We start from the raw sequence: 19,369 nt of genomic DNA, 5'->3' as shown, positions 1-19,369 counted from the left end.
GCGAATCGGCGCAGCCGCACGATCAACCACGGAGAGCAGCAATGACTTCAGTATTCGACCGGGACGACATCGTCTTTCAAGTCGTGGTCAACCACGAAGAACAGTATTCGATCTGGCCCGACTACAAAGCCATCCCCAACGGCTGGCGCACTGTGGGCAAGAGTGGCTTCAAGAAAGAGTGCCTGGCGTACATCGAGGAAGTCTGGACGGATATGCGACCGTTGAGCCTGCGGCAGAAGATGGAAGCGCAGGCTGTCTGATAGCTTTGTGGCAGCGGCCCTTGTGGGGGCGGACCGGGAGGCGCTCCGCTTGTCCGCGTAGACTTTTTTCCAGCCGATGCATCGGCTGGATGTAGGTCTTCGCGGACAAACGGAGCGCCGCTCAGTCCGCCCACTCCCTACTTCAGCGCTTGAATAATCTGCCCAATATCCCCTTCCAGTTCCGCCACCGGATCAGCCCCATCTACCCCCAACACCAGCAATTGACTGCCCGCCGCTTCGATGGCTGCCTTGACCGGCTCCGGCGGTTGGCGGTGGTCCAGAACGATGGCGACGTCGTTGTCCTTCAACGTAGCGCTCAGTTTCGTCACGGCCTCAGGCGTCCACTGCTCGTCGGTCAACGGCTGGGTGTCGATCAGCTCAAGATTCAGCCCCCCGATCAAATAGCCGAAACGGTCCGACAAGCTCACCACACCGAGGTTGTCGGCACTGGCCAGGCTCGCTTCGCTGGCAGCGCTGAGCTTGAGCAGTTGTTGCTTGAGAGCGGCCAGGTTGGCCTCGATCTTCGGTTTGGCCGTGGGCGCCAGACGCACCAGATCGGCAGCGATCACGTCGGCCATGCGGCCCATGTTGTTGCTGGCCAGCCACGGTTGACTGTTCAACCCGTCGATACCTTGACCCGGCTGCACGGCGATGCCCGGCAGGCTGCCGTCTACCGGGCGCGCAGCGTCGATCTCGACGATGCGGATATTGCTGCGCCGGGCGGTGGGGTACAGCGGATCATCCGGCCACAACGAGCGCAGCCCGATCACCGCATCGGCCTTGACCGACAGACCGCGCAGCGCATCGGCACCGCGCCCGGTGAAGTACGCCGTCTGGCGCGAGCCGGGCAGGTTGGCGGCTGCGGCGCGTTCCAGTACCACGCCGCTGTCTTTGAGCAGCATCTGCCCCAGGCCATAGGTGATCGGCAGGCTGGCGAGGATGCGAACCGGCTCGGCGGTGGCGCTTGCAGGCTCGGCGGCCTGCAGGCTGTGGCTCAGGGCACCGGTCAACGCCAGTGCCAGTGTCAGTGTGCGTAAAGTCAGCATTAGCCGATATTCCCTTTGAGGCTGGGCAGGGTGCCGCGGGCGATGGCGGCCAGGGCGAAGCCGATGCCGGCGACCAGAATGATCGCCGCGCCGGACGGTATCGGCAGGTCGAAGACGATGGGCAGCAGAATGCCGCACAAGGTGCTGACCGTGGCCAGCGCCACCGAAACCCAGAAAAAGCCCTTGAGTGACTGGCTCAGCAAGCGGGCCGCCGCTGCCGGAATCACCAGCAGGGCGCCTACCAGGATCGCGCCAATCACTTTCACGGCCGCCACGGTGATCAGCGTCACCAGAATCACGAACAGGTAATCCAGCGCCTTTACCGCGACGCCGCGCACCGCGGCCAGTTGCGGATTGAAGCTGGCGAGCATGATGCGGTTGTACAGCGGCAGGGCCAGGCCCATGACCAGTGAGCCGACCACCAGCAGCACCAGCAGGTCGTTGCCGTTGACCGTCAGTACCGAGCCGAACAGCACGTTCTCCAGAATATGCACGTTGATCTTGCCGGCCAGCACCAGCAACAGGCTTGCGCCCAGCGCCAGCGACACCGAGAGGAACACGCCGATCAGCGTATCCGGTGCCAGGCCCGTGCGGTTGCGCAGGTAATTGAGCACGATGCCGAACAGCAGGCAGTAACCGAACAGGCTGCCGTAAGGCCCGGTGTAGGGTTCGCCGAGCAGAATGCCGATGGCGACGCCGGTCAGCGCCGCATGGCCCACCGCTTCGGAGAAGAACGCAAAGCGCTTGACCACCACCAGCGTGCCCAGGCCGCCGAGCACCGGGCCGATCAACAGGCCAGCCAGCAGCGCATTGACCACGAAGCCATAGGCCAGCGCTTCAGGCAGGTAGCCCGACGACGCCAGGCCCTGGATGAACAGGCGAAAGCTTTCATAATCCATCAGGTAGCGCTCCCGGAGTCGACGTCCGCAGCGCGCGGATGGGCGGAAAACAAGCTCAGCAGGCGTTCGGGCGTCAGCGCCGTGGCCGCCGGTTCATCGAACAGCACGCGACGGCTCAGGCCGGTAACGTGGTCGGCCAGGCGCTTGACCGCTTCCAGATCGTGCTCGATCCACAACACGGTAATGCCGGCCTGACGCCAGGCGAACAGCAGGCGCTCGAACACCTGGATACCGGCTTCGTCCAGCGCCGACATCGGCTCGTCGAGCACCAGCAGTTGCGGAGCAGGAATCAGCCCTTGCGCCAATAACACGCGCTGACGTTCGCCACCGGACAACGCGCCCATGCGCCGCTTGCGCTTGTCCTGCATGCCGACCCGCTCCAGCGCGTCGCCGATGGCGCCCGCGTAGTGACGAGACAAACCCAGAAAGGCCGGGCGACGCTGACACATGGCGGCCATGAAATCGTCAACCGTCATCGGCAGGCCGCGATCGAATTCCAGGGCCTGGGGCACGTAGCCGATCACGCCGGGGGCGCCGGCCCATTCCAGGGTCAGTTGCCCTTGATGCGGCATCTGACCCAGCAGTGTCTTGATCAGCGAACTCTTGCCGCCGCCGTTGGGGCCGACCAGCGCATGCACGGTGCCGGGCCGCACCTTGAAGGTAACGTGGTCGAGAATCGCGGTGCGGCCCAGGGTGAGGCTGACGTCGGCAAAATCGACGCCCGGGCCTTGGCCGGCAATGGCAATGTGTTGCGCCACGGTCATGCGCCTGCCTCCTGAATGGCGCGCACCACGGTGTCGAGGTTGCCGGCCATTTCCTTCTCGTATTTTTCGGCGCTGTATTCGCCGTAGGAAATGTGCGACAGCGGGTACAGCTTGACGCCGGATTCACGCTGGATGGTTTCGACGTAGGTGGACGGGAAGTCCATTTCCGAGAAAATCACTTTTACGTCCAGCTCACGCAGCTGGTCGATGGTCTTTTTCAGCTGGCTCGGGCTCGGCTCGATACCGTGGGCCGGTTCCACCACGGCCGTGACTTCCAGGCCGAATTCACGCAGCAGGTAGTCATAGGCGGCGTGCACCGTGGCGACCCGCAGGTCGGCATTCGGTGCCTTGGTCAGCTTGGCCAGCGCGTCGGCGCGCATCTGCCGCAGGCGTTTGCCGTAGGCGCGGGCGTTGGCGGTGTAAGTCTTGGCGTTGTCCGGGTCCAGCTTGCCCAGTTCCCGGGCGATGTTGTTGACCTGGGCAATGGAGGCGCTGATCGACAGGAAGGTGTGCGGGTTGACCACCTTGCCGGCGCCACGGGCCGCGATGCCGGTGGCGGCCAGCAGCGGCACGTCGGCGTTGGCTTCGATGGTCTTGATGTTCGGGGTTTCGCTGGCTTCGATCATGCGGTCGGCGAAGTCGTCATGGCCCACGCCGTTGAGCACCACCACGTCCAGCGAACCGATGCGCTTGATGTCTTCGGCACGCGGCTCATAGGCGTGCGGGTTGAAACCAGCCGGAATCAGCGGCACCACTTCGGCCTTGTCGCCGACGATATTGCTCACGTAGCTGTAATACGGGTGCAGGGTGATGCCGATGCGCAGGCGCTTGGCCGGGTCGGCCATGAGCTGTGGGCTGAGCAGCGCTGCGAACAGGCCGGCCAGCACGACGCGCAGCAGTGGACGGCGTTTCAACGAAATGGGCATGAACAGGCTCTTTCAGGTTGAGGCGTGAATGGGGGCATCAAAATCAGTGGCGATGCTGGCGAGTCACGCCGGCGTCGAATTGCGCGACAACCTGCTGCCAGCCGGCGCCGATCAATGCCGTGTCACTCAGGTCGGAGGCGGGCGCAGCGCTGGCCTTGCGGTTGATCCAGATGTCGGGAACGCTGTCGTTGGTGGCGCCACGGCGCATCAGGAACGAGCCGGCCACTTCGGGCGACTGGCTGATGCCCACGTAGGAGGCGCCGATCATCTGCCAGGCATGACCGCCGCGGCTCACCGAACTGGCGTCCTGGGCGAACGGCGCAAAGCCTTCCTCGGCCAGTTGTTCCGGGGTCACCGGCGTGGTCTGTTCCTGGGCCAGCAGGCGCACTTCATCCAGGGTCACCCGCAGGTCGGCGTAGATGCCTTGCTCGGCGGCGGTCAGGTCGCGCCGGGCGTCCAGCTGATGGCTGGGCAGGCTCGCTGCATCGTCCTGTTCGCCATGCAGGCCGACGATACCGGCGGCGACCGCCAGAATCGTCAGGCACAGCAGCAACACGTAGAGGGTTTCATGGCCGGCGCCGGCAGGGCGAACGATCTGGCGGGTCGGGGTACGGGCCTCAGAAGCACTCATGGTGCCTGGATATCCGCTTGGTCGATTTCCACTACGTGGCCGGGGCCTGCGTCGAACAGCACGTAGAACTCCGAGGCCGGACGCTTGAAGGTCACGGTGGAGTCCGCTCCCATTTTGCCGGGCACCAGAATGGTCTCGTCGTAGCCGATCACGTCCAGGGTCACACCGGGCGCGCCGCTGCCATCGGAGAAACCCCCGGTGCAGCGGATCTGTTCGTTGTCGATCTGTTTGCACTCGCACATCGGGTTGTGAGCCAGCGCGTTGCCGCTCAGGCCCAGGCCCAGCAGGCAGGCAGCACCGGCGCTCAGCCAGCGCAGGGGGAAACGGACAGTCATGGTTTGCCTCCTTGTTTCTTGAGCCATGCAACGGTGGCCGGCGAGGCCTGTCGCAGGGGGATGGAAGTCTGGTGCACGGAGCCGTCCCAGCCTTCCATGGTGATCCACAGGTCAAGGTCGGGATTGGTGTCTTCGGGAATCTGCATGAAAGCGCTCATCCGGTAGCCGCCGCCGAAGAAAATCACCCCGGCGGTACGCAGGCTGCGCGGCTTGCCAATGCGCAGGTAAGTGGCCTTGACCCGGTCGATGCACTCGGTGCAAAGCGAAGCATTGAAACTTTTCGTGTAGCCGGACGGGCCAGCGCGCTGTGGTGCTTCATTGCGTTCCTCGGCCATGCGCATGCTCCACGGGCCGACCTGAATGGTGCCCACTTCGCGCTGGCCCAGACCTTCGTCGCCGCGATCCAGGGCGACATCGGAAAAGTATTTGGGCATGAACCCCAGCGGGATCAGCAACAGCAGCACGTTGATATGGAAACGCCATTTGTGCCACAGACGGCTCAAGGACGAAGCGGGTTGGGCGACGGCGGCCTTGCTCACAGGTTGTTCTCCGGGGTGCGGGTCGCCAGCGGCGGCCGGGAGGTTTGCGGGGCGTCCGGCTGACGGGTGCGGCTGTCGCGCTTGAAGGCGTTCAAGGTTGCCAGCGCGGTGCGCTTGCTCCAGACCAGCAGGCCGCTGAGCACCATCATGCTCAGCAGCAGGCCGAAGAACGCCCAGATCAGCTTGATCCAGATCCCGCCGAAGTCCCCGGTGTGCAGCGGGCGCATCGACTCGGTGACGAACTCCAGCTTGTTGCGGTCCGACAGCAGGTGCGACGACACCAGCTCACCACTGTACGGGTTGATTTCGGCGGTCTGGTACATCAACGGATACCAGCTGCGGCCCCCGACCTGCATGTTGCTGTAGGCGTTGAACGGCGGGGTGATGAAGCTGGCGTCCAGGCCCGGAATGCGCTGGCGGGCTACTTCCACGGCCTTGTCCAGGCTGATGGTCGGCGCGGGGCTGCCGTCGGCGGTTACCGGCACGGCGGCATGGGGGATGATGGCCGAGGCTGCCGAGCGGCTGGAAATACTGATCTGGTTGTCGCCCAGGATCGCCTGGATCAGGAACCAGGTGCCGGTGATGGAAATCACCGCGATGAACCAGATCGACCACACGCCGGTGAGGCGATGCACATCGCCCCACAAAATCCGGCGGCCCTGGTTGAAACGGACCGGCTTGAAGAAGCCCTTCCAGAATTTCTTGTACACCACCAGCCCGGTGACCAGGGATGCCAGCAGCGGCAGGCCGAGGAACGACACCAGGTACCAGCCCCACGAATAGCCATTGGTGAACGGCACCAGCCACCAGCCGTGCAGGGCGCGGGTGAAGCGGCGGAAGTCGAACGACGGCGTGACACCCTGGATCGCCCCAGTGTACGGGTTGACGTAGGCGGGTACCGAACGCCCGTCGGGGTAAGTGACGAAAGCGCTCACCGCAAAATAGTCACCGTCGGGTTGCATCAGGGTGCCGACGATCAGGTCCGGCTCGTTGCGTTTGATCGTCGCCCGGATCTCTTCGAAGCTCATGCGCTGCGCGTCGTCGGAAGGCTTGTTGTCGCGCATTTCCGGATTGGCCAGCCACATGATTTCCTTGCTCACCACCGCCAGCATGCCGGTGACGCACACGATCAGGACAAAAAACCAGATCGGCAGGGCAAGCCAGCTGTGAACCAGAAACCAGATTTTTGAACGGGACTTTTTGGACATGGGTAAACGGTCTCGACTCGCGTGGCGGAGCGGCTGTTGTACTGCTGAAAAATAGGGTCCGGACGCTCGGATGGCTGATCGCCAGTTTCCGAAGCGGTATAGCCTAACCGATGCTTCTACCTAAAGACGAATGAGAACGAAACACTCGCACGAATATTTTGCATTTAGCGCCGGGAAAATGTTTCAGAATGTGTTTTCGGGTGCGGTCGGGAAGACCGGTCCTTAATTTTCCCGCAACGGCCCTCGTTCTCTCAGGACGTCGGTGTTGCGTCAGGCCGTTGGGGTTCGGGCGCCGTTGCCAAGGGAGAGACATCATGAGTCATGCGTTGAGTGTGGAGATCCGGCCTTTGCTGGCAGGAGCGGGCAGCTTGCCCATGCTGGTGCAGGCGCCCGAGCCAGGTCTGGACTTGATGGAGGCGCTGGGCGAATTAAAGCCGCTGGTCGCCGAACACCTGTATCGCAGCGGCGGCATTCTGTTTCGCGGCTTCGAAGTAGGCGGTGCCGAGGCGTTTCGCGAGTTCGCTGCGGGGTTCGGCGATCCGCTGCTCAACTACGAATTCGGCTCGACCCCGCGCAGCAACGTCACCAAGGGCGTGTACACCTCTACCGAATACCCGGCGCACCAGAGCATTCCGCTGCACAACGAGCAGGCCTACACCCTGGAATGGCCGATGAAAATCTGGTTCTACAGCATGATCGCCGCGCAGACCGGCGGCGAAACACCGATCGCCGACAGCCGCGAGATCTACAAGCGCGTCCCGGCGCGGATTCGTGAGCGCTTCATCGACAAGAAACTGATGTACGTGCGCAATTACGGCAACGGCCTGGATGTGGACTGGAGCCAGGTGTTCAATACCGAGGACGAGCGCGTGGTCGAAGCCTATTGCCGCGCCCATGCCATCGAATGCGAGTGGAAGGACGACGGCGAGTTGCGCACCCGGCAGATCTGCCAGGCCGTGGCACGCCATCCGGTGACTCAGGACCACGTCTGGTTCAACCAGGCGCATCTGTTCCATATTTCCAATCTGCAACCGGAAGTGCGCGAGACCCTGCTGGACGTGGTGGACGAGGAAGACCTGCCGCGCAACGTCTATTACGGCGACGGCTCGCCCATCGAAGAAACCCTGCTGGATGAAATTCGCGGCGTGCTCGACGACTGCACCGTCAGCTTCCCCTGGCTGGAAAACGACGTGCTGATGCTCGACAACATGCTCACGGCCCATTCTCGCTCGCCGTTTACCGGTCAACGCAAGGTTGTCGTGGCCATGGCCCAGGGGCATTCGGAGAAAGCTTGACCGTTACCTGTGGGAGCGGACCCGTGGGAGCGGAGCGCCGCCCGGTCCGCTCCCACGGATCCTGCGTATCCTTGCTAAATATTTCACGCCCAATTCGTTCTTGTTGATACGACCCAGCCTCATGGTCAGGCTCATCAGCAAGGACCCCCGCATGAATCCCGAACACGCCCAGAAACTCGCTCGCCGTTTCGTCGAGTTGCCCCTTGAGAAACGTCGCCTGTTCCTCGACGGTATGCGCCGGGAGGACATCGATTTTGCCCTGCTGCCGATCCCATCCTGCGACGGCTTGGCCGAGCGTGACGGTCTTTCCTACGCCCAATTGCGCATGTGGTTCCTCTGGCAGCTGGACCCGCAGAGCGCCGCCTACAACCTGCCGATGTCGGTGTGCCTCAACGGCCGGCTGGACCTGCCGCTGCTGGAGCAAGCCTTCAGCGCCCTGGTCGCTCGTCATGAAAGCCTGCGCACCACCTTCGGCCAGGATGGCGACCGGGTGTTTCAGCGGGTAGCCGAGGCGGCACCGGTCAGCATCGCGCTCACCGACTTGAGCGCGTTGCCCGACGCCCAGCGCTGGACCCAGGCGCGGCAGGCGATGGCCGAGCAGTCCGGGCAATCCTTCGATTTGCAACAAGGCCCGCTGTTCACCCTGCGGGTGTTGCGCGTCGCCGAACACGAGCACCTGCTGTTGCTCAACCTGCACCATATGATCACCGACGGCTGGTCGATGAATGTGCTGATCGACGAATGGCTGCGCGGCTATGACGCGCTGGTCGCCGGACAGCCGCTGCCGTTTCCTGCCCTGGCGGTGCACTATCGCGATTACGCCGTATGGCAGCGCAGTTGGCTCGAAGCCGGGGAACAGCAACGCCAGCTGGATTACTGGCGTGGGCACCTGGGCGATGACCACCCGGTGCTGGAGCTGCCCACCGACAGGCCGCGCCCGGCGTTGCCCAGCCATGACGGCGCACGCCTGGAAATCGCCCTCGAACCCGAACTGCTGCGTAGCCTGAAATCCCTCGCCCAGCAACAAGGCGTGACCCTGTTCGTGGTGTTACTGGCGTCCTTCAAATGCCTGCTGCATCGCTACAGCGGTCAGAGCGACATCCGCGTCGGCGGGCTGATCGCCAACCGCACCCGCAGTGAAACCGAAGGCCTGGTCGGCTGCTTCATCAACACCCAGGTGCTGCGCAGCCAGGTGACGGCCCGCACCCGCTTCGTCGAAGTGATGCAGGCGGTCCGCGAAGCTTCGACCGGCGCCCAGGCCCATCAGGAATTGCCGTTCGATGCGGTAATCGACGCGCTGCAACCCGAGCGCAGTCAGAGCCACAACCCGCTGTTTCAAGTGATGTTCAATCACCAGCCGGTGGTGGCCGATCTGGTGGACAAACAACTGGCGTGCGGCCTGCGGGTCGCCAACCTGCCGGCCGAGCAACTGGCGCTGGCCGGACGGTCCCACGCGGCGGCCAGCGACCTGATGCTGGCCACCAGCGGCGAAGGCGAACAGCTGCACGCCGCCTTTACCTACGCCACCGATCTGTTCGACGAAACCACCATCGCGCGGCTGGCCGCGCACTGGCGCAACCTGCTGGCCTCGGTGTGTGCCGATCCGCACCAGGCGGTGGGTGATCTGTCACTGCTGGGCGCCGAGGAGCGCCGGCAATTGCTCGATATGGACGCCGCCGACAAAGCCAGCCAGTCGACACCGGCGCATCGCTTGTTCGAAGCCCAGGCTGCGCGCACGCCGGATGCGCCGGCGCTGATCCTCGCGGCAGAAACCGAGTCGCCCAGCCTGAGCTACAACGAGCTGAACCTGCGCAGCAATCGGCTTGCCCATCGCTTGCGCGCCGAGGGCGTGGGCCCGGACGTGCTGGTCGGCGTGGCGCTGCGTCGTTCGCTGGACATGGCAGTGGCGCTGCTTGCCGTGCTCAAGGCGGGCGGCGCCTACGTGCCGTTGGACCTGAACATGCCCGCGTCGCGCCTGCAGCATGTGCTGGACGACAGCGGCGTGAAAAGCCTGCTGACCCACAGCCGCTACCTGCCGACGCTGCCCGCAGCGGACGGCGTGCAGCGTTTGTGCATCGATCAGCCCACCGATGACCACGTTGAAAGCGATCCGGACGTGGCGCTCGATCCGGCCAACCTGGCCTACGTCATCTATACCTCCGGCTCCACCGGACGGCCCAAAGGTGTGGCGATCAGTCATGGCGCCCTGGCCGAATTCGTCGAGCTGGGCGCGCGTTACAGCGACCTGCGCGATGGCGACCGAGTGTTGCAGTTCGCTACGCAAGGCTTCGACGGTTTCGTCGAGCAGTTCTACCCACCGCTGTGTCGCGGTGCCTGCGTGGTGATGCGCGATGACCGGCTATGGGACAGCGCGACCTTCCATCAGGCCGTGATCGGGCACGGCATTACCCTGGCGGATCTGCCGGCGGCCTATTGGCTGACGCTGGTTCAGGACTTCGCCGCCCGACCGCCCGAACATTTCGGCGTGTTGCGGCAGATCCACGTTGGCGGCGAAGCCATGGCGGTGGATGGCCTGCGCCTGTGGCACGCCGCGGGCCTGAGCCATGTGCGCTTGCTCAACACCTACGGCCCGACCGAAGCGACGGTGGTGGCCAGCGTTCATGATTGCACCGGCTTGTTGCCGCAGGCTGTGTCCTGGCGCGGCTTGCCCATCGGCCGGGCTTTGGCGGGGCGTCGCCTGTACGTGCTCGACGATCAACTGGAGCCGCTGCCGCAAGGCGCGCTGGGCGAGCTGTACATCGGCGGGCCGGGCCTGGCGCGCGGGTATCACGCCCAGCCGGGTCTGAGCGCCGAACGCTTCATCGCCGACCCGTTCGTGGCCGGCGAGCGCCTCTACCGCACCGGCGACCGCGTGCGCATGGCCGCCGACGGCGCGCTGGAATACGTCGGTCGGGTTGATCATCAGGTGAAAATCCGCGGCTTCCGCATCGAACTGGGCGAAATCGAAGCCCGCCTGAAAAACCACCCCGACGTGCGCGACGCAGCGGTGCTGGCACTAGACGGCCAACTGGCGGCGTACATCATCTGTGGGAGCGGACCGGGCGGCGCTCCGCTTGGTCGCGAAGAGGCCGTTACATCCGCAGCATCTTCTGGAGCGCCGCCCGGTCCGCTCGCACAGGTGCAATGGCGTGAAAAAATCAAAACCCATCTGAGAACCACACTCCCGGACTACATGGTCCCCAGCCACTTGATCCTGCTGGACACGCTGCCCCTGACGCCCAGCGGCAAGCTGGACCGCAAGTCCCTGCCAGTTCCGGACCTGACGCAACTGCAAGCCATTTACCGCGCCCCGCAAAGCACAGCGCAAATCCAGCTGGCGGCGATCTGGACGGAAGTGCTGCACATCCCCCAGGCCGGGCTCGATGATCATTTCTTCGAACTGGGCGGTCATTCGCTGCTGGCCGCGCAGGTGATCGCCCGCCTCAAGACCCGACTGGGCGTCAGCCTGCCGCTGCGGCTGGTCTTCGAAAAACCGACGCTGGGGGAACTTGCCGCCGAAGTGGCGCTGCTGATGGACAACACCACCGACGACTGGGACGACATGGACCAGTACATGGATTCACTGGAGGAATTTGGCGCATGATCGGGACCACCGCTGCACGCATCGCGAAACGTTTTGTCGGCCTGCCTCTGGAACAACGTCGCCAGTTCCTCGAACGGCTGCGTCAGGACGGCAAGGATTTCAGCCTGTTGCCGGTGCCGGTCAGCCGCCATGACGTCACGGCGATTCCGCTGTCCTTCGCCCAGCAACGCCTGCTGTTTCTCTGGCAGCTGGACCCGACCAGCGACGCCTACAAGATGACCGCCGGCCTGCGGCTGCGTGGCGAGCTGAACGAGAGCGCCTTGCGCCATTCGTTCGATCACCTGATCCAGCGCCATGAAGTGCTGCGCACGGTATTCCAGACCGAAGGCGAACAGGCACTGCAAGTCGTGCTGCACGACCAGTCCATTGCCCTGGAAACCATTGATCTGTCGGGCCTGTCCGCCGAGCGGCGGGAAACCGAACTGGCGGCGCGGGTCGCGCAAGCCACCGCGCAACCGTTCGACCTGCGCCAAGGTCCGCTATTGCGAGCGCATCTGTTCCGCCTCGCTGGCGACGAGCACGTGCTGGTGGTGTGCATGCACCATATCGTTTCCGATGGCTGGTCCATGGACGTGATGATTCAGGAATTCGTCCAGTGCTATCACGCGTTCGGCGAAGGTCGTGAGCCACAGCTTGCTGAACTGCCGCTGCAATACGCCGACTATGCGATCTGGCAACGGGCCTGGCTGGAAGCCGGGGAGGGCGAGCGGCAACTGGATTACTGGCGGCAGCAACTGGGCGACGAACAGCCGCTCCTGGACGCGGCGCGAGACTTCCCGCGCCCGCTCAGCCAGAGCTATCAGGGCGAACACCTGCGCTTCGATTTCGGCGCCGACCTGTCCGCGCGGCTCAATGCTTTCGGCCGCGCCCAAGGCATGAGCCTGTTCATGCTGGTGCTGGCCGGGTTCTCGCTGTTCCTGTCGCGCAAGGCCGGACAGCGCGATATCCGCATCGGCGTGCCCAATGCCAACCGCGGGCGGGCCGAGACCGAAGGCTTGATCGGGTTTTTCATCAACACCCAGGTGCTGCGTTGCCAGGTGGATGAACGTGGCAGCTATCTCGACTTGCTGGCGCGGATTCGTGAAGCGTCGTTTGGTGCCCAGGCTCATCAGGACGTGCCGTTCGAGCAACTGGTGGACCTGCTCGCGCCGGAACGCAGCCTGGGTCACAACCCGCTGTTCCAGGCCAAGTTCAACCAGAACGTGGTGCTCAAGTCGAAGCTGGCGCTCGAACTGCCGGGGCTGGCGGTCAGCGAATACGATTTCCACCAGCACGGCGCGCATTTCGACCTGGCGCTGGACATTACCGATGACGGCACGCTGATCCATGGCGACCTGAGTTTTGCCAGCGATCTGTATCGCCGCTCGACCATCGAGACCTTCGTGCCGCAACTGTTGGAACTGTTCAGCACTTTGCTGGACGCGCCCCAGGCGCCGCTGTTCAGCCTCGGCGCATTGACGCCTGACGCTTCGCCGGCGAAACGCGAGCCCGCGCCGCAGGTCCTGCAGCAGTGGGAGGAACAGGTTGCTCGCCGGCCGCACGCGCTGGCGGCCCGATGTTTCGACCGGACGCTGAGCTTCAACGAACTGGATCAGGCTGCCAATCGCCTGGCTCATCACCTGATCACCCTGAGCATCCAACCGGCCCGGCCGGTGGCGGTGCTGCTGGAGCGCTCGCTGGACTGGTTGACCGCCGTGCTGGCGATTTTCAAGGCCGGTGCGGTGTACATGCCGCTGGACGTGAAAGCGCCGGACGCCCGTCTGCAACAGATGCTCGACAATGCGAACGCCGGGGTCCTGCTGGGTGCTGAAGGGGATTCACGCCTGACGACGCTTTCGCTCGGCAATTGTCGCGGCCTCGGCTTTCACGCGTCCACCTGGCAAGAGCAACCGGCCACCAGCCCCGGCATTGCGTTGCCGGCTGGTGCGCCCGCCTATGTGATCCACACTTCCGGTTCCACCGGTCAGCCCAAGGGCGTGCTGGTCAGCCATGGTGCATTGGCCAGCTACGTGCGCGGCCTGCTGGAACGTCTTGAGCTTGCACCCGAGGCGAGCATGGCGCTGGCTTCCACCATCGCGGCCGACCTGGGTCATACCATGCTGTTCGGTGCCCTGTGTTCCGGGCGCACGCTGCATGTGATGCCGGAAACCCTGGGCTTCGACCCTGACGGTTTCGCCGGTTACATGGCCGAGCATCAGGTCGGCGTGCTGAAGATCGTGCCCGGCCATCTGGCGGCGCTGTTGCAAGCGACTCGCGCTGCGGACGTGCTGCCGCAACAGATGCTGATCGTCGGCGGTGAAGCCTGCTCGCCGACGCTGGTGCAGCAGGTTCGCCAACTCAAACCGGAGTGCCGGATCGTCAACCATTACGGCCCGAGCGAAACCACCGTGGGCGTGCTGACCCATGAAGTGGGCACAGTCGATTCCGGCCATTCGGTGCCGGTCGGCACGCCACTGCCCGGTGCCCACGCCTACGTGCTGGACGATGTGCTGAACCTTGCCGAGCCGCAGGTGGCGGGCGAGCTGTACATCGGCGGCGACAGCGTAGCACTGGGTTACCTCGGTCAGGCCGCGCTGACCGCCGAACGCTTCGTGCCGGACCCGTTTGCCGGGGAGGGCGCGCGGGTCTATCGCAGCGGCGACCGCATGCGCCTCGATCGCCAGGATCTGTTGGAGTTCCTGGGGCGCGCCGACGATCAGGTCAAGGTGCGCGGCTATCGGGTCGAGCCGGCCGAAGTGGCGCGGGTGCTGCTTGGCCTGGAAGCGGTGAGCCAGGCCAGCGTGCTGGCCCAGCCGATGGACGATGACGAATCGCGCCTGCAACTGATCGCATACTGTGTGGCGCAGGCAAGTGCCGAAGAATTGCGCGAGCAGTTGATCGCGCGCCTGCCGGAATACCTGGTGCCGGCGCAGATCCTGCTGCTGGAGCGCCTGCCGCTCACCGCCAATGGCAAACTCGACAAACGCGCCTTGCCCAAGCCGGGCGTGGTGACCCAGCGTTATGTCGAGCCGGTGGGCGAGGTGGAACACATCCTCGCCAAGGTCTGGGCCGAAGTGCTCAAGCTGGAGCGGGTCGGCACCACTGACAACTTCTTCGAGCTGGGCGGGGATTCGATCCTGAGCCTGCAAATCATCGCCCGCGCCAAGCGTCAGGGTGTGAAACTCAGCCCCAAGCAGTTGTTCGAGAAACAGACTATCGCGCAACTGGCACCGGTCGCCAGATTGATCCAGAACAAACCCGCCGCTGCGGTCGAACAGGTGACCGGTAACCTGCCGCTATTGCCGATTCAGGCGCGCTTCTTCGAACTGGAAATCCCCGAGCGCCAGCACTGGAACCAGTCGCTGCTGCTCAAACCGAGCACCGCCGTGCAGAGCGCACCCTTGCATGCGGCGCTGAACGCGATCATCGAACAGCACGACGCCCTGCGCCTGGTTTTCACTCAGCACAGCGGGCAGTGGCAAGCGACCTTCAATTCGGTGAAAAGCGCCGATGTGCTGTGGACTCATGAACTGGAGGACGCCGGCCGCCTGAGCGAACTGGCCGATGCAGCGCAACGCAGCCTGGACCTGCAAAACGGCCCGTTACTGCGTGCCGTGCTGATCAACCTGCCGCAAGGCGAACAGCGGCTGTTGCTGGTGATTCATCACCTGGTGGTGGACGGCGTGTCGTGGCGAGTGTTGCTCGAAGACCTGCAACAGGCCTACACCGCTGCGGTGGCGGGCAGCGCCTTTAATCTGCCGGCCAAGACCAGTTCCGTCAAAGCGTGGGCCGAACGTCTGCACGCCTATTCCACCAGCGATGGACTCGCTGCCGAACGCGATTACTGGTTGAACACGTTGCAAGGCGACGAATCGGTATTGCCACGGGACAATCCCGAAGGCACCCAGCGCAACCGCGATGCCGGGCACGCGGCGTCCTGGCTGAGCGCGGAGCTGACCCACAAGTTGCTCAAGGTGGCGCCTGCCGCGTATCGCACCCAAGTCAACGATCTGCTGCTCACCGCCCTGGCCCAGGTACTCTGCCAGTGGAGCGGCCAGCCGTCGGTGCTGATTCAGCTGGAAGGCCATGGCCGCGAAGACCTGTTCGACAACCTCGACCTGAGCCGCACCGTCGGCTGGTTCAGCAGCCTGTTCCCGGTGCGCCTGACACCACACAACGATCCGGCCGCGAGTCTGTGTGGTATCAAGGAACAACTGCGCGGCGTACCTGATAAAGGTATCGGCTACGGCGTGCTGCGTTATCTCGGCGAACCGGCCTTTGCCCGCCGATTGGCCGAATTGCCCCAGGCGCGGGTGACCTTCAATTATCTGGGCCAGTTCGACGGCAGCTTCAGCGAGCATCAAGGTGCGCTGTTCACGCCAAGCGCGGACCCCGCCGGTGTCGCCCTGTGCGAAGACGGGCCGCTGGGCAATTGGCTGAGCATCAACGGCCAGGTGTTCGACGGTCAACTGCAACTGAACTGGACCTTCAGCCGCCAGATGTACCACGAGGCGACCATCGAAACCCTGGCCGGCCATTACCAGCAGGCGCTCACCGCGCTGATCGAGCATTGCCTGGCCGGGCACCAGGGCGTGACGCCGTCGGATTTCCCGCTGGCGACCCTCAGCCAGCAGCAGCTCGACCGCCTGCCGATCCCGGCCGGCACCATCGACGACATCTATCCGCTGGCGCCGATGCAGCAGGGCATGCTGTTTCACAGCCTGTTCGAACAAGACGCCGGGCATTACATCAACCAGCTGCGCGTCGACGTGAGCGGGCTGGACGTGCCGCGCTTCCAGGCTGCGTGGCAAGCCGCGCTGGATGCCCATGACATTCTGCGCAGCCACTTCGTCAGCCATGGCGAGCAGGCGCTGCAAGTGGTGCAGCGCAAAGCGCAGCTGCCGTTCACCCAGGTCGATGCCCGCGAGAAACCTGCGCAATGGCGCGACGACTGGGCGCTGGCCGACCGGCAGCAGGGTTTCGATCTGGCCCATGGCCCGCTGCTGCGCGTGGCGGTGCTGCGCCTCGATGACCTGCGCCATCATCTGGTCTATACCAGCCACCACATCCTCATGGACGGCTGGAGCAGTTCGCGCTTGCTGGGCGAAGTGCTGCAACGTTACAGCGGCCAGGTGCCGGCCAGACAAGCCGGGCGTTATCGTGATTACATCCAGTGGCTGCAACGCCAGGACGCCGCCCACAGCGAACGCTTCTGGGCCGCGCACCTGGCGCACCTCGACGAGCCGACCCGCCTGGCGCAAGCGGTTGCGGCACCGCTCGCAGAACACGGCTACGGCGAATACACCCAGCTGATCGACGCGCCGGGGACTCGCCGCCTGACCGACTTCGCCCGGGAACAGCGGATCACCTTGAACACTCTGGTGCAGTCCACGTGGCTGCTGGTCTTGCAGCGCTACACCGGGCAATCCAGCGTCACCTTCGGCGCAACCGTGGCGGGGCGCCCGGCGGATTTGCCGGGTGTCGAGGAACAGCTCGGCCTGTTCATCAATACCTTGCCGGTGATCGGCAGCCCGCGCCCCGAGCAGAGCGTCGCCGACTTCGTGCAACAGGTGCAGGCACAAAACCTCGCCCTGCGCGAGCAAGAACATACGCCGCTTTACGATATTCAACGCTGGGCGCGCACCGGTGGCGAAGCGCTGTTCGACAGCATTCTGGTGTTCGAGAACTACCCGCTGGCCGAAGCCTTGCAGCAGGCGCCTGACGGGCTGGCGTTCGACAATCTGCGCAATCAGGAACAGGCGCATTACCCGCTGACAGTGGTGATCGAGGCCAGGGACGTGCTGTCGGTTCGCTTCAGCTACGACCGCCGCCACTTCAGCGCCGAAAGCGTGGCGCAACTGGCGCAGCATTTCGATTATCTGCTGCAAGCCCTAGGTGCCGGCCCGTCGACGCCGCTTGGGGAACTGGCGCTGCCGTCCACCTGGATTCAGGTGCGTAGCGAATTTCCGAGCGCGCAGTGCGCCCATCAAATCATCGAAGCCCAGGCCGCCCGCGCGCCGGACGCTGTCGCCTTGCGTTTCAACGGCGAATCCTTGAGCTACGGCCAGCTCAACCAGCGCGCCAACCGGCTGGCCCATCACCTGCGTGAGCGGGGCGTCGGTCCGGAAGTACGGGTCGGCCTGGCGGTGGAGCGCGGTTTCGAGATGATCATCGGCCTGCTGGCGATCCTCAAGGCCGGCGGCGCCTACGTGCCGCTGGACCCGGAATCGCCGGCCGAGCGTTTGAGTTATTTGCTGGAGGACAGCGGGATCGCGTTGTTGCTGACTCAACCTTCACTGATCGAGCATCTGGCGGTTCCAGTATCGTTGCCGGTGGTTTCGCTGACGGAACATCTGCACGCTTGCAGCGCAGACAACCTGCCCAACCTCAACTCTCCGGACAGCCTGGCCTACGTCATCTACACCTCCGGTTCCACCGGTAAACCCAAAGGCACCTTGCTGCCGCATCACAACCTGATGCGCCTGTTTGCCGCCATCGACGACTGGTTCACATTCGACGAACACGACGTCTGGACGCTGTTCCATTCCTATGCGTTCGACTTCTCGGTATGGGAGATCTTTGGCGCGTTGCTGCATGGCGGTCGATTGGTGATCGTGCCCCGTGACGTGACCCGCTCGCCGGAAGAGTTCCACGCCTTGCTGGCGCAGGAACGGGTCACTGTGCTGAACCAGACGCCGTCGGCGTTCAAGCAACTGATGCACGTGGCCTGCGAGTCGGACACCGGACTTTTCTTGCGCAGCGTGATCTTTGGCGGCGAAGCGCTGGACGTACCAGGCTTGCGTCCCTGGTTCGAGCGCTTCGGCGATCAACACCCGCAACTGATCAACATGTACGGCATCACCGAAACCACCGTGCATGTGACTTATCGCCCGATCAGTCTGGAAGACACGCTCAACAGCGTCAGCCCGATTGGCGCGGCGCTTGCGGACCTGTCCTGGTACGTGCTGGACACCGATTTCAACCCGGTGGCGCAGGGGTGCAGCGGCGAACTGCACATCGGCCACGCCGGGTTGGCGCGGGGTTACCACAACCGCGCCGCGCTGACCGCCGAACGCTTCGTCCCGGACCCGTTCGCCCAGGACGGCGGCCGCCTGTACCGCACCGGCGACCTGGCCCGCTATCGCGGCGACGGCGTGATCGAATACGCGGGGCGCATCGACCATCAGGTCAAGATCCGCGGCTTCCGCATCGAACTGGGCGAAATCGAAGCCCGCCTGAAAACTCATCCGGAAGTCCGTGAAGCCAAAGTCCTGGCCCTCAATGGCCAGTTGGTTGCCTACGCGATCCCCTGTGGGAGCGGACTTGTCCGCGAAGAGGCCAGTACATCCACAACTACTGTATCGCCTGGAGATCAGTCTTCGCGGACAAGTCCGCTCCCACAGCGACTGAAAGCGCATCTGAAAACCACGCTCCCCGACTACATGATCCCCACCCACCTGATCCTGCTCGATGAATTCCCGTTGACCGGTAACGGCAAGCTCGACCACAAGGCCCTGCCAGCCCCCGACGCCAGCCAGTTGCAACGCCAATACACCGCGCCGCAGACCGAGCTGCAACGGCAACTCGCCGCGATCTGGGCCGAGGTGCTGAAGGTCGAGCGCGTCGGCCTCGACGACAATTTCTTCGAGCTGGGCGGCCACTCCTTGCTGGCCGTGCAGATGCTGGCGCGCTTGCGCGAGCAGTTGCAGCACGAGGTCGGGCTCAGGGACTTGTTCGAACAGCCGTCGCTGGCTGCTTTCTGCGCAGCGGTGGAGAAAAAAACCGGTAAAAGTGACCTCGCCCAGGACGAATTGACTAAATCACTGGAGGCACTCAAACGTCTATCAGCGGAGGAAATTGATAATTTGATTGCTTAGCAGGAG

12 protein-coding genes are annotated in these 19,369 nt (G+C 64.1%); 4 read left to right on the top strand and 8 right to left on the bottom strand.

Translation table 11 applies throughout. From position 1 onward, the window contains the following. Positions 1-41 precede the first annotated feature (41 nt). Entirely contained in the window at positions 42-260 is a 219-nt protein-coding gene (locus EGJ27_RS11265) for an MbtH family protein (RefSeq protein ID WP_125830824.1), read from the top strand. Positions 261-397: 137 nt separating this feature from the next. Here EGJ27_RS11265 and EGJ27_RS11260 read toward each other — a convergent pair whose 3' ends face one another. The 8 genes from EGJ27_RS11260 to EGJ27_RS11225 are packed head-to-tail and all read right to left on the bottom strand — an operon-like array spanning position 398 to position 6,608. After that, a complete protein-coding gene (locus EGJ27_RS11260) occupies positions 398-1,306 on the bottom strand; it encodes a metal ABC transporter solute-binding protein, Zn/Mn family (protein ID WP_125830823.1) in 909 nt (302 codons plus the stop codon). Then, complete coding sequence (locus EGJ27_RS11255) at positions 1,306-2,205, bottom strand: metal ABC transporter permease (protein ID WP_125830822.1); 900 nt, start codon at positions 2,203-2,205, stop codon at positions 1,306-1,308. Before EGJ27_RS11255 ends, EGJ27_RS11260 begins: the two co-directional genes overlap by 1 nt. Beyond that, the gene (locus tag EGJ27_RS11250; protein WP_125830821.1) at positions 2,205-2,969 is read right to left on the bottom strand and encodes a metal ABC transporter ATP-binding protein; all 765 of its coding nucleotides are present in this window, start codon (positions 2,967-2,969) and stop codon (positions 2,205-2,207) included. The genes EGJ27_RS11255 and EGJ27_RS11250 overlap by 1 nt, the downstream gene beginning before the upstream one ends. After that, positions 2,966-3,895 carry a metal ABC transporter substrate-binding protein gene (locus EGJ27_RS11245; protein ID WP_125830820.1) on the bottom strand — a complete coding sequence of 310 codons (930 nt, stop codon included), beginning with the start codon at positions 3,893-3,895 and terminating at the stop codon, positions 2,966-2,968. Before EGJ27_RS11245 ends, EGJ27_RS11250 begins: the two co-directional genes overlap by 4 nt. 43 nt (positions 3,896-3,938) lie before the next feature. Beyond that, complete coding sequence (locus EGJ27_RS11240) at positions 3,939-4,526, bottom strand: DUF6162 family protein (protein ID WP_125830819.1); 588 nt, start codon at positions 4,524-4,526, stop codon at positions 3,939-3,941. Then, entirely contained in the window at positions 4,523-4,861 is a 339-nt protein-coding gene (locus EGJ27_RS11235; protein WP_125830818.1) for a hypothetical protein, read from the bottom strand. The genes EGJ27_RS11240 and EGJ27_RS11235 overlap by 4 nt, the downstream gene beginning before the upstream one ends. After that, complete coding sequence (locus EGJ27_RS11230) at positions 4,858-5,400, bottom strand: thiamine pyrophosphate-binding protein (protein WP_125830817.1); 543 nt, start codon at positions 5,398-5,400, stop codon at positions 4,858-4,860. Before EGJ27_RS11230 ends, EGJ27_RS11235 begins: the two co-directional genes overlap by 4 nt. Further along, entirely contained in the window at positions 5,397-6,608 is a 1,212-nt protein-coding gene (locus tag EGJ27_RS11225) for a PepSY domain-containing protein (RefSeq protein ID WP_125830816.1), read from the bottom strand. Before EGJ27_RS11225 ends, EGJ27_RS11230 begins: the two co-directional genes overlap by 4 nt. 314 nt (positions 6,609-6,922) lie before the next feature. On the opposite strand from EGJ27_RS11225, the gene EGJ27_RS11220 reads away from it, so the two are divergent. The 3 genes from EGJ27_RS11220 to EGJ27_RS11210 all read left to right on the top strand — a co-directional run bounded on the left by EGJ27_RS11220 (position 6,923) and on the right by EGJ27_RS11210 (position 19,363). Continuing rightward, a complete protein-coding gene (locus EGJ27_RS11220; protein WP_125830815.1) occupies positions 6,923-7,903 on the top strand; it encodes a TauD/TfdA family dioxygenase in 981 nt (326 codons plus the stop codon). Between the two features lie 151 nt (positions 7,904-8,054). Beyond that, positions 8,055-11,507 carry a non-ribosomal peptide synthetase gene (locus tag EGJ27_RS11215; RefSeq protein ID WP_125830814.1) on the top strand — a complete coding sequence of 1,151 codons (3,453 nt, stop codon included), beginning with the start codon at positions 8,055-8,057 and terminating at the stop codon, positions 11,505-11,507. Next, a complete protein-coding gene (locus EGJ27_RS11210; protein WP_125830813.1) occupies positions 11,504-19,363 on the top strand; it encodes a non-ribosomal peptide synthetase in 7,860 nt (2,619 codons plus the stop codon). The genes EGJ27_RS11215 and EGJ27_RS11210 overlap by 4 nt, the downstream gene beginning before the upstream one ends. Positions 19,364-19,369 lie beyond the last annotated feature (6 nt).

It is taken from the genome of Pseudomonas sp. v388 (assembly GCF_003935425.1).
GTDB lineage: Bacteria > Pseudomonadota > Gammaproteobacteria > Pseudomonadales > Pseudomonadaceae > Aquipseudomonas.
This window is presented reverse-complemented; position numbering and strand designations above follow the sequence as displayed.

What these genes read in the sequence shown, in the direction of transcription:
- EGJ27_RS11245 (WP_125830820.1), bottom strand. Translation starts at nt 3,895, where the DNA reads ATGCCCATTTCGTTGAAACGCCGTCCACTGCTGCGCGTCGTGCTGGCC.
- EGJ27_RS11265 (WP_125830824.1), top strand. Translation starts at nt 42, where the DNA reads ATGACTTCAGTATTCGACCGGGACGACATCGTCTTTCAAGTCGTGGTC.
- EGJ27_RS11250 (WP_125830821.1), bottom strand. Translation starts at nt 2,969, where the DNA reads ATGACCGTGGCGCAACACATTGCCATTGCCGGCCAAGGCCCGGGCGTC.
- EGJ27_RS11210 (WP_125830813.1), top strand. Translation starts at nt 11,504, where the DNA reads ATGATCGGGACCACCGCTGCACGCATCGCGAAACGTTTTGTCGGCCTG.
- EGJ27_RS11255 (WP_125830822.1), bottom strand. Translation starts at nt 2,205, where the DNA reads ATGGATTATGAAAGCTTTCGCCTGTTCATCCAGGGCCTGGCGTCGTCG.
- EGJ27_RS11225 (WP_125830816.1), bottom strand. Translation starts at nt 6,608, where the DNA reads ATGTCCAAAAAGTCCCGTTCAAAAATCTGGTTTCTGGTTCACAGCTGG.
- EGJ27_RS11240 (WP_125830819.1), bottom strand. Translation starts at nt 4,526, where the DNA reads ATGAGTGCTTCTGAGGCCCGTACCCCGACCCGCCAGATCGTTCGCCCT.
- EGJ27_RS11215 (WP_125830814.1), top strand. Translation starts at nt 8,055, where the DNA reads ATGAATCCCGAACACGCCCAGAAACTCGCTCGCCGTTTCGTCGAGTTG.
- EGJ27_RS11220 (WP_125830815.1), top strand. Translation starts at nt 6,923, where the DNA reads ATGAGTCATGCGTTGAGTGTGGAGATCCGGCCTTTGCTGGCAGGAGCG.
- EGJ27_RS11235 (WP_125830818.1), bottom strand. Translation starts at nt 4,861, where the DNA reads ATGACTGTCCGTTTCCCCCTGCGCTGGCTGAGCGCCGGTGCTGCCTGC.
- EGJ27_RS11260 (WP_125830823.1), bottom strand. Translation starts at nt 1,306, where the DNA reads ATGCTGACTTTACGCACACTGACACTGGCACTGGCGTTGACCGGTGCC.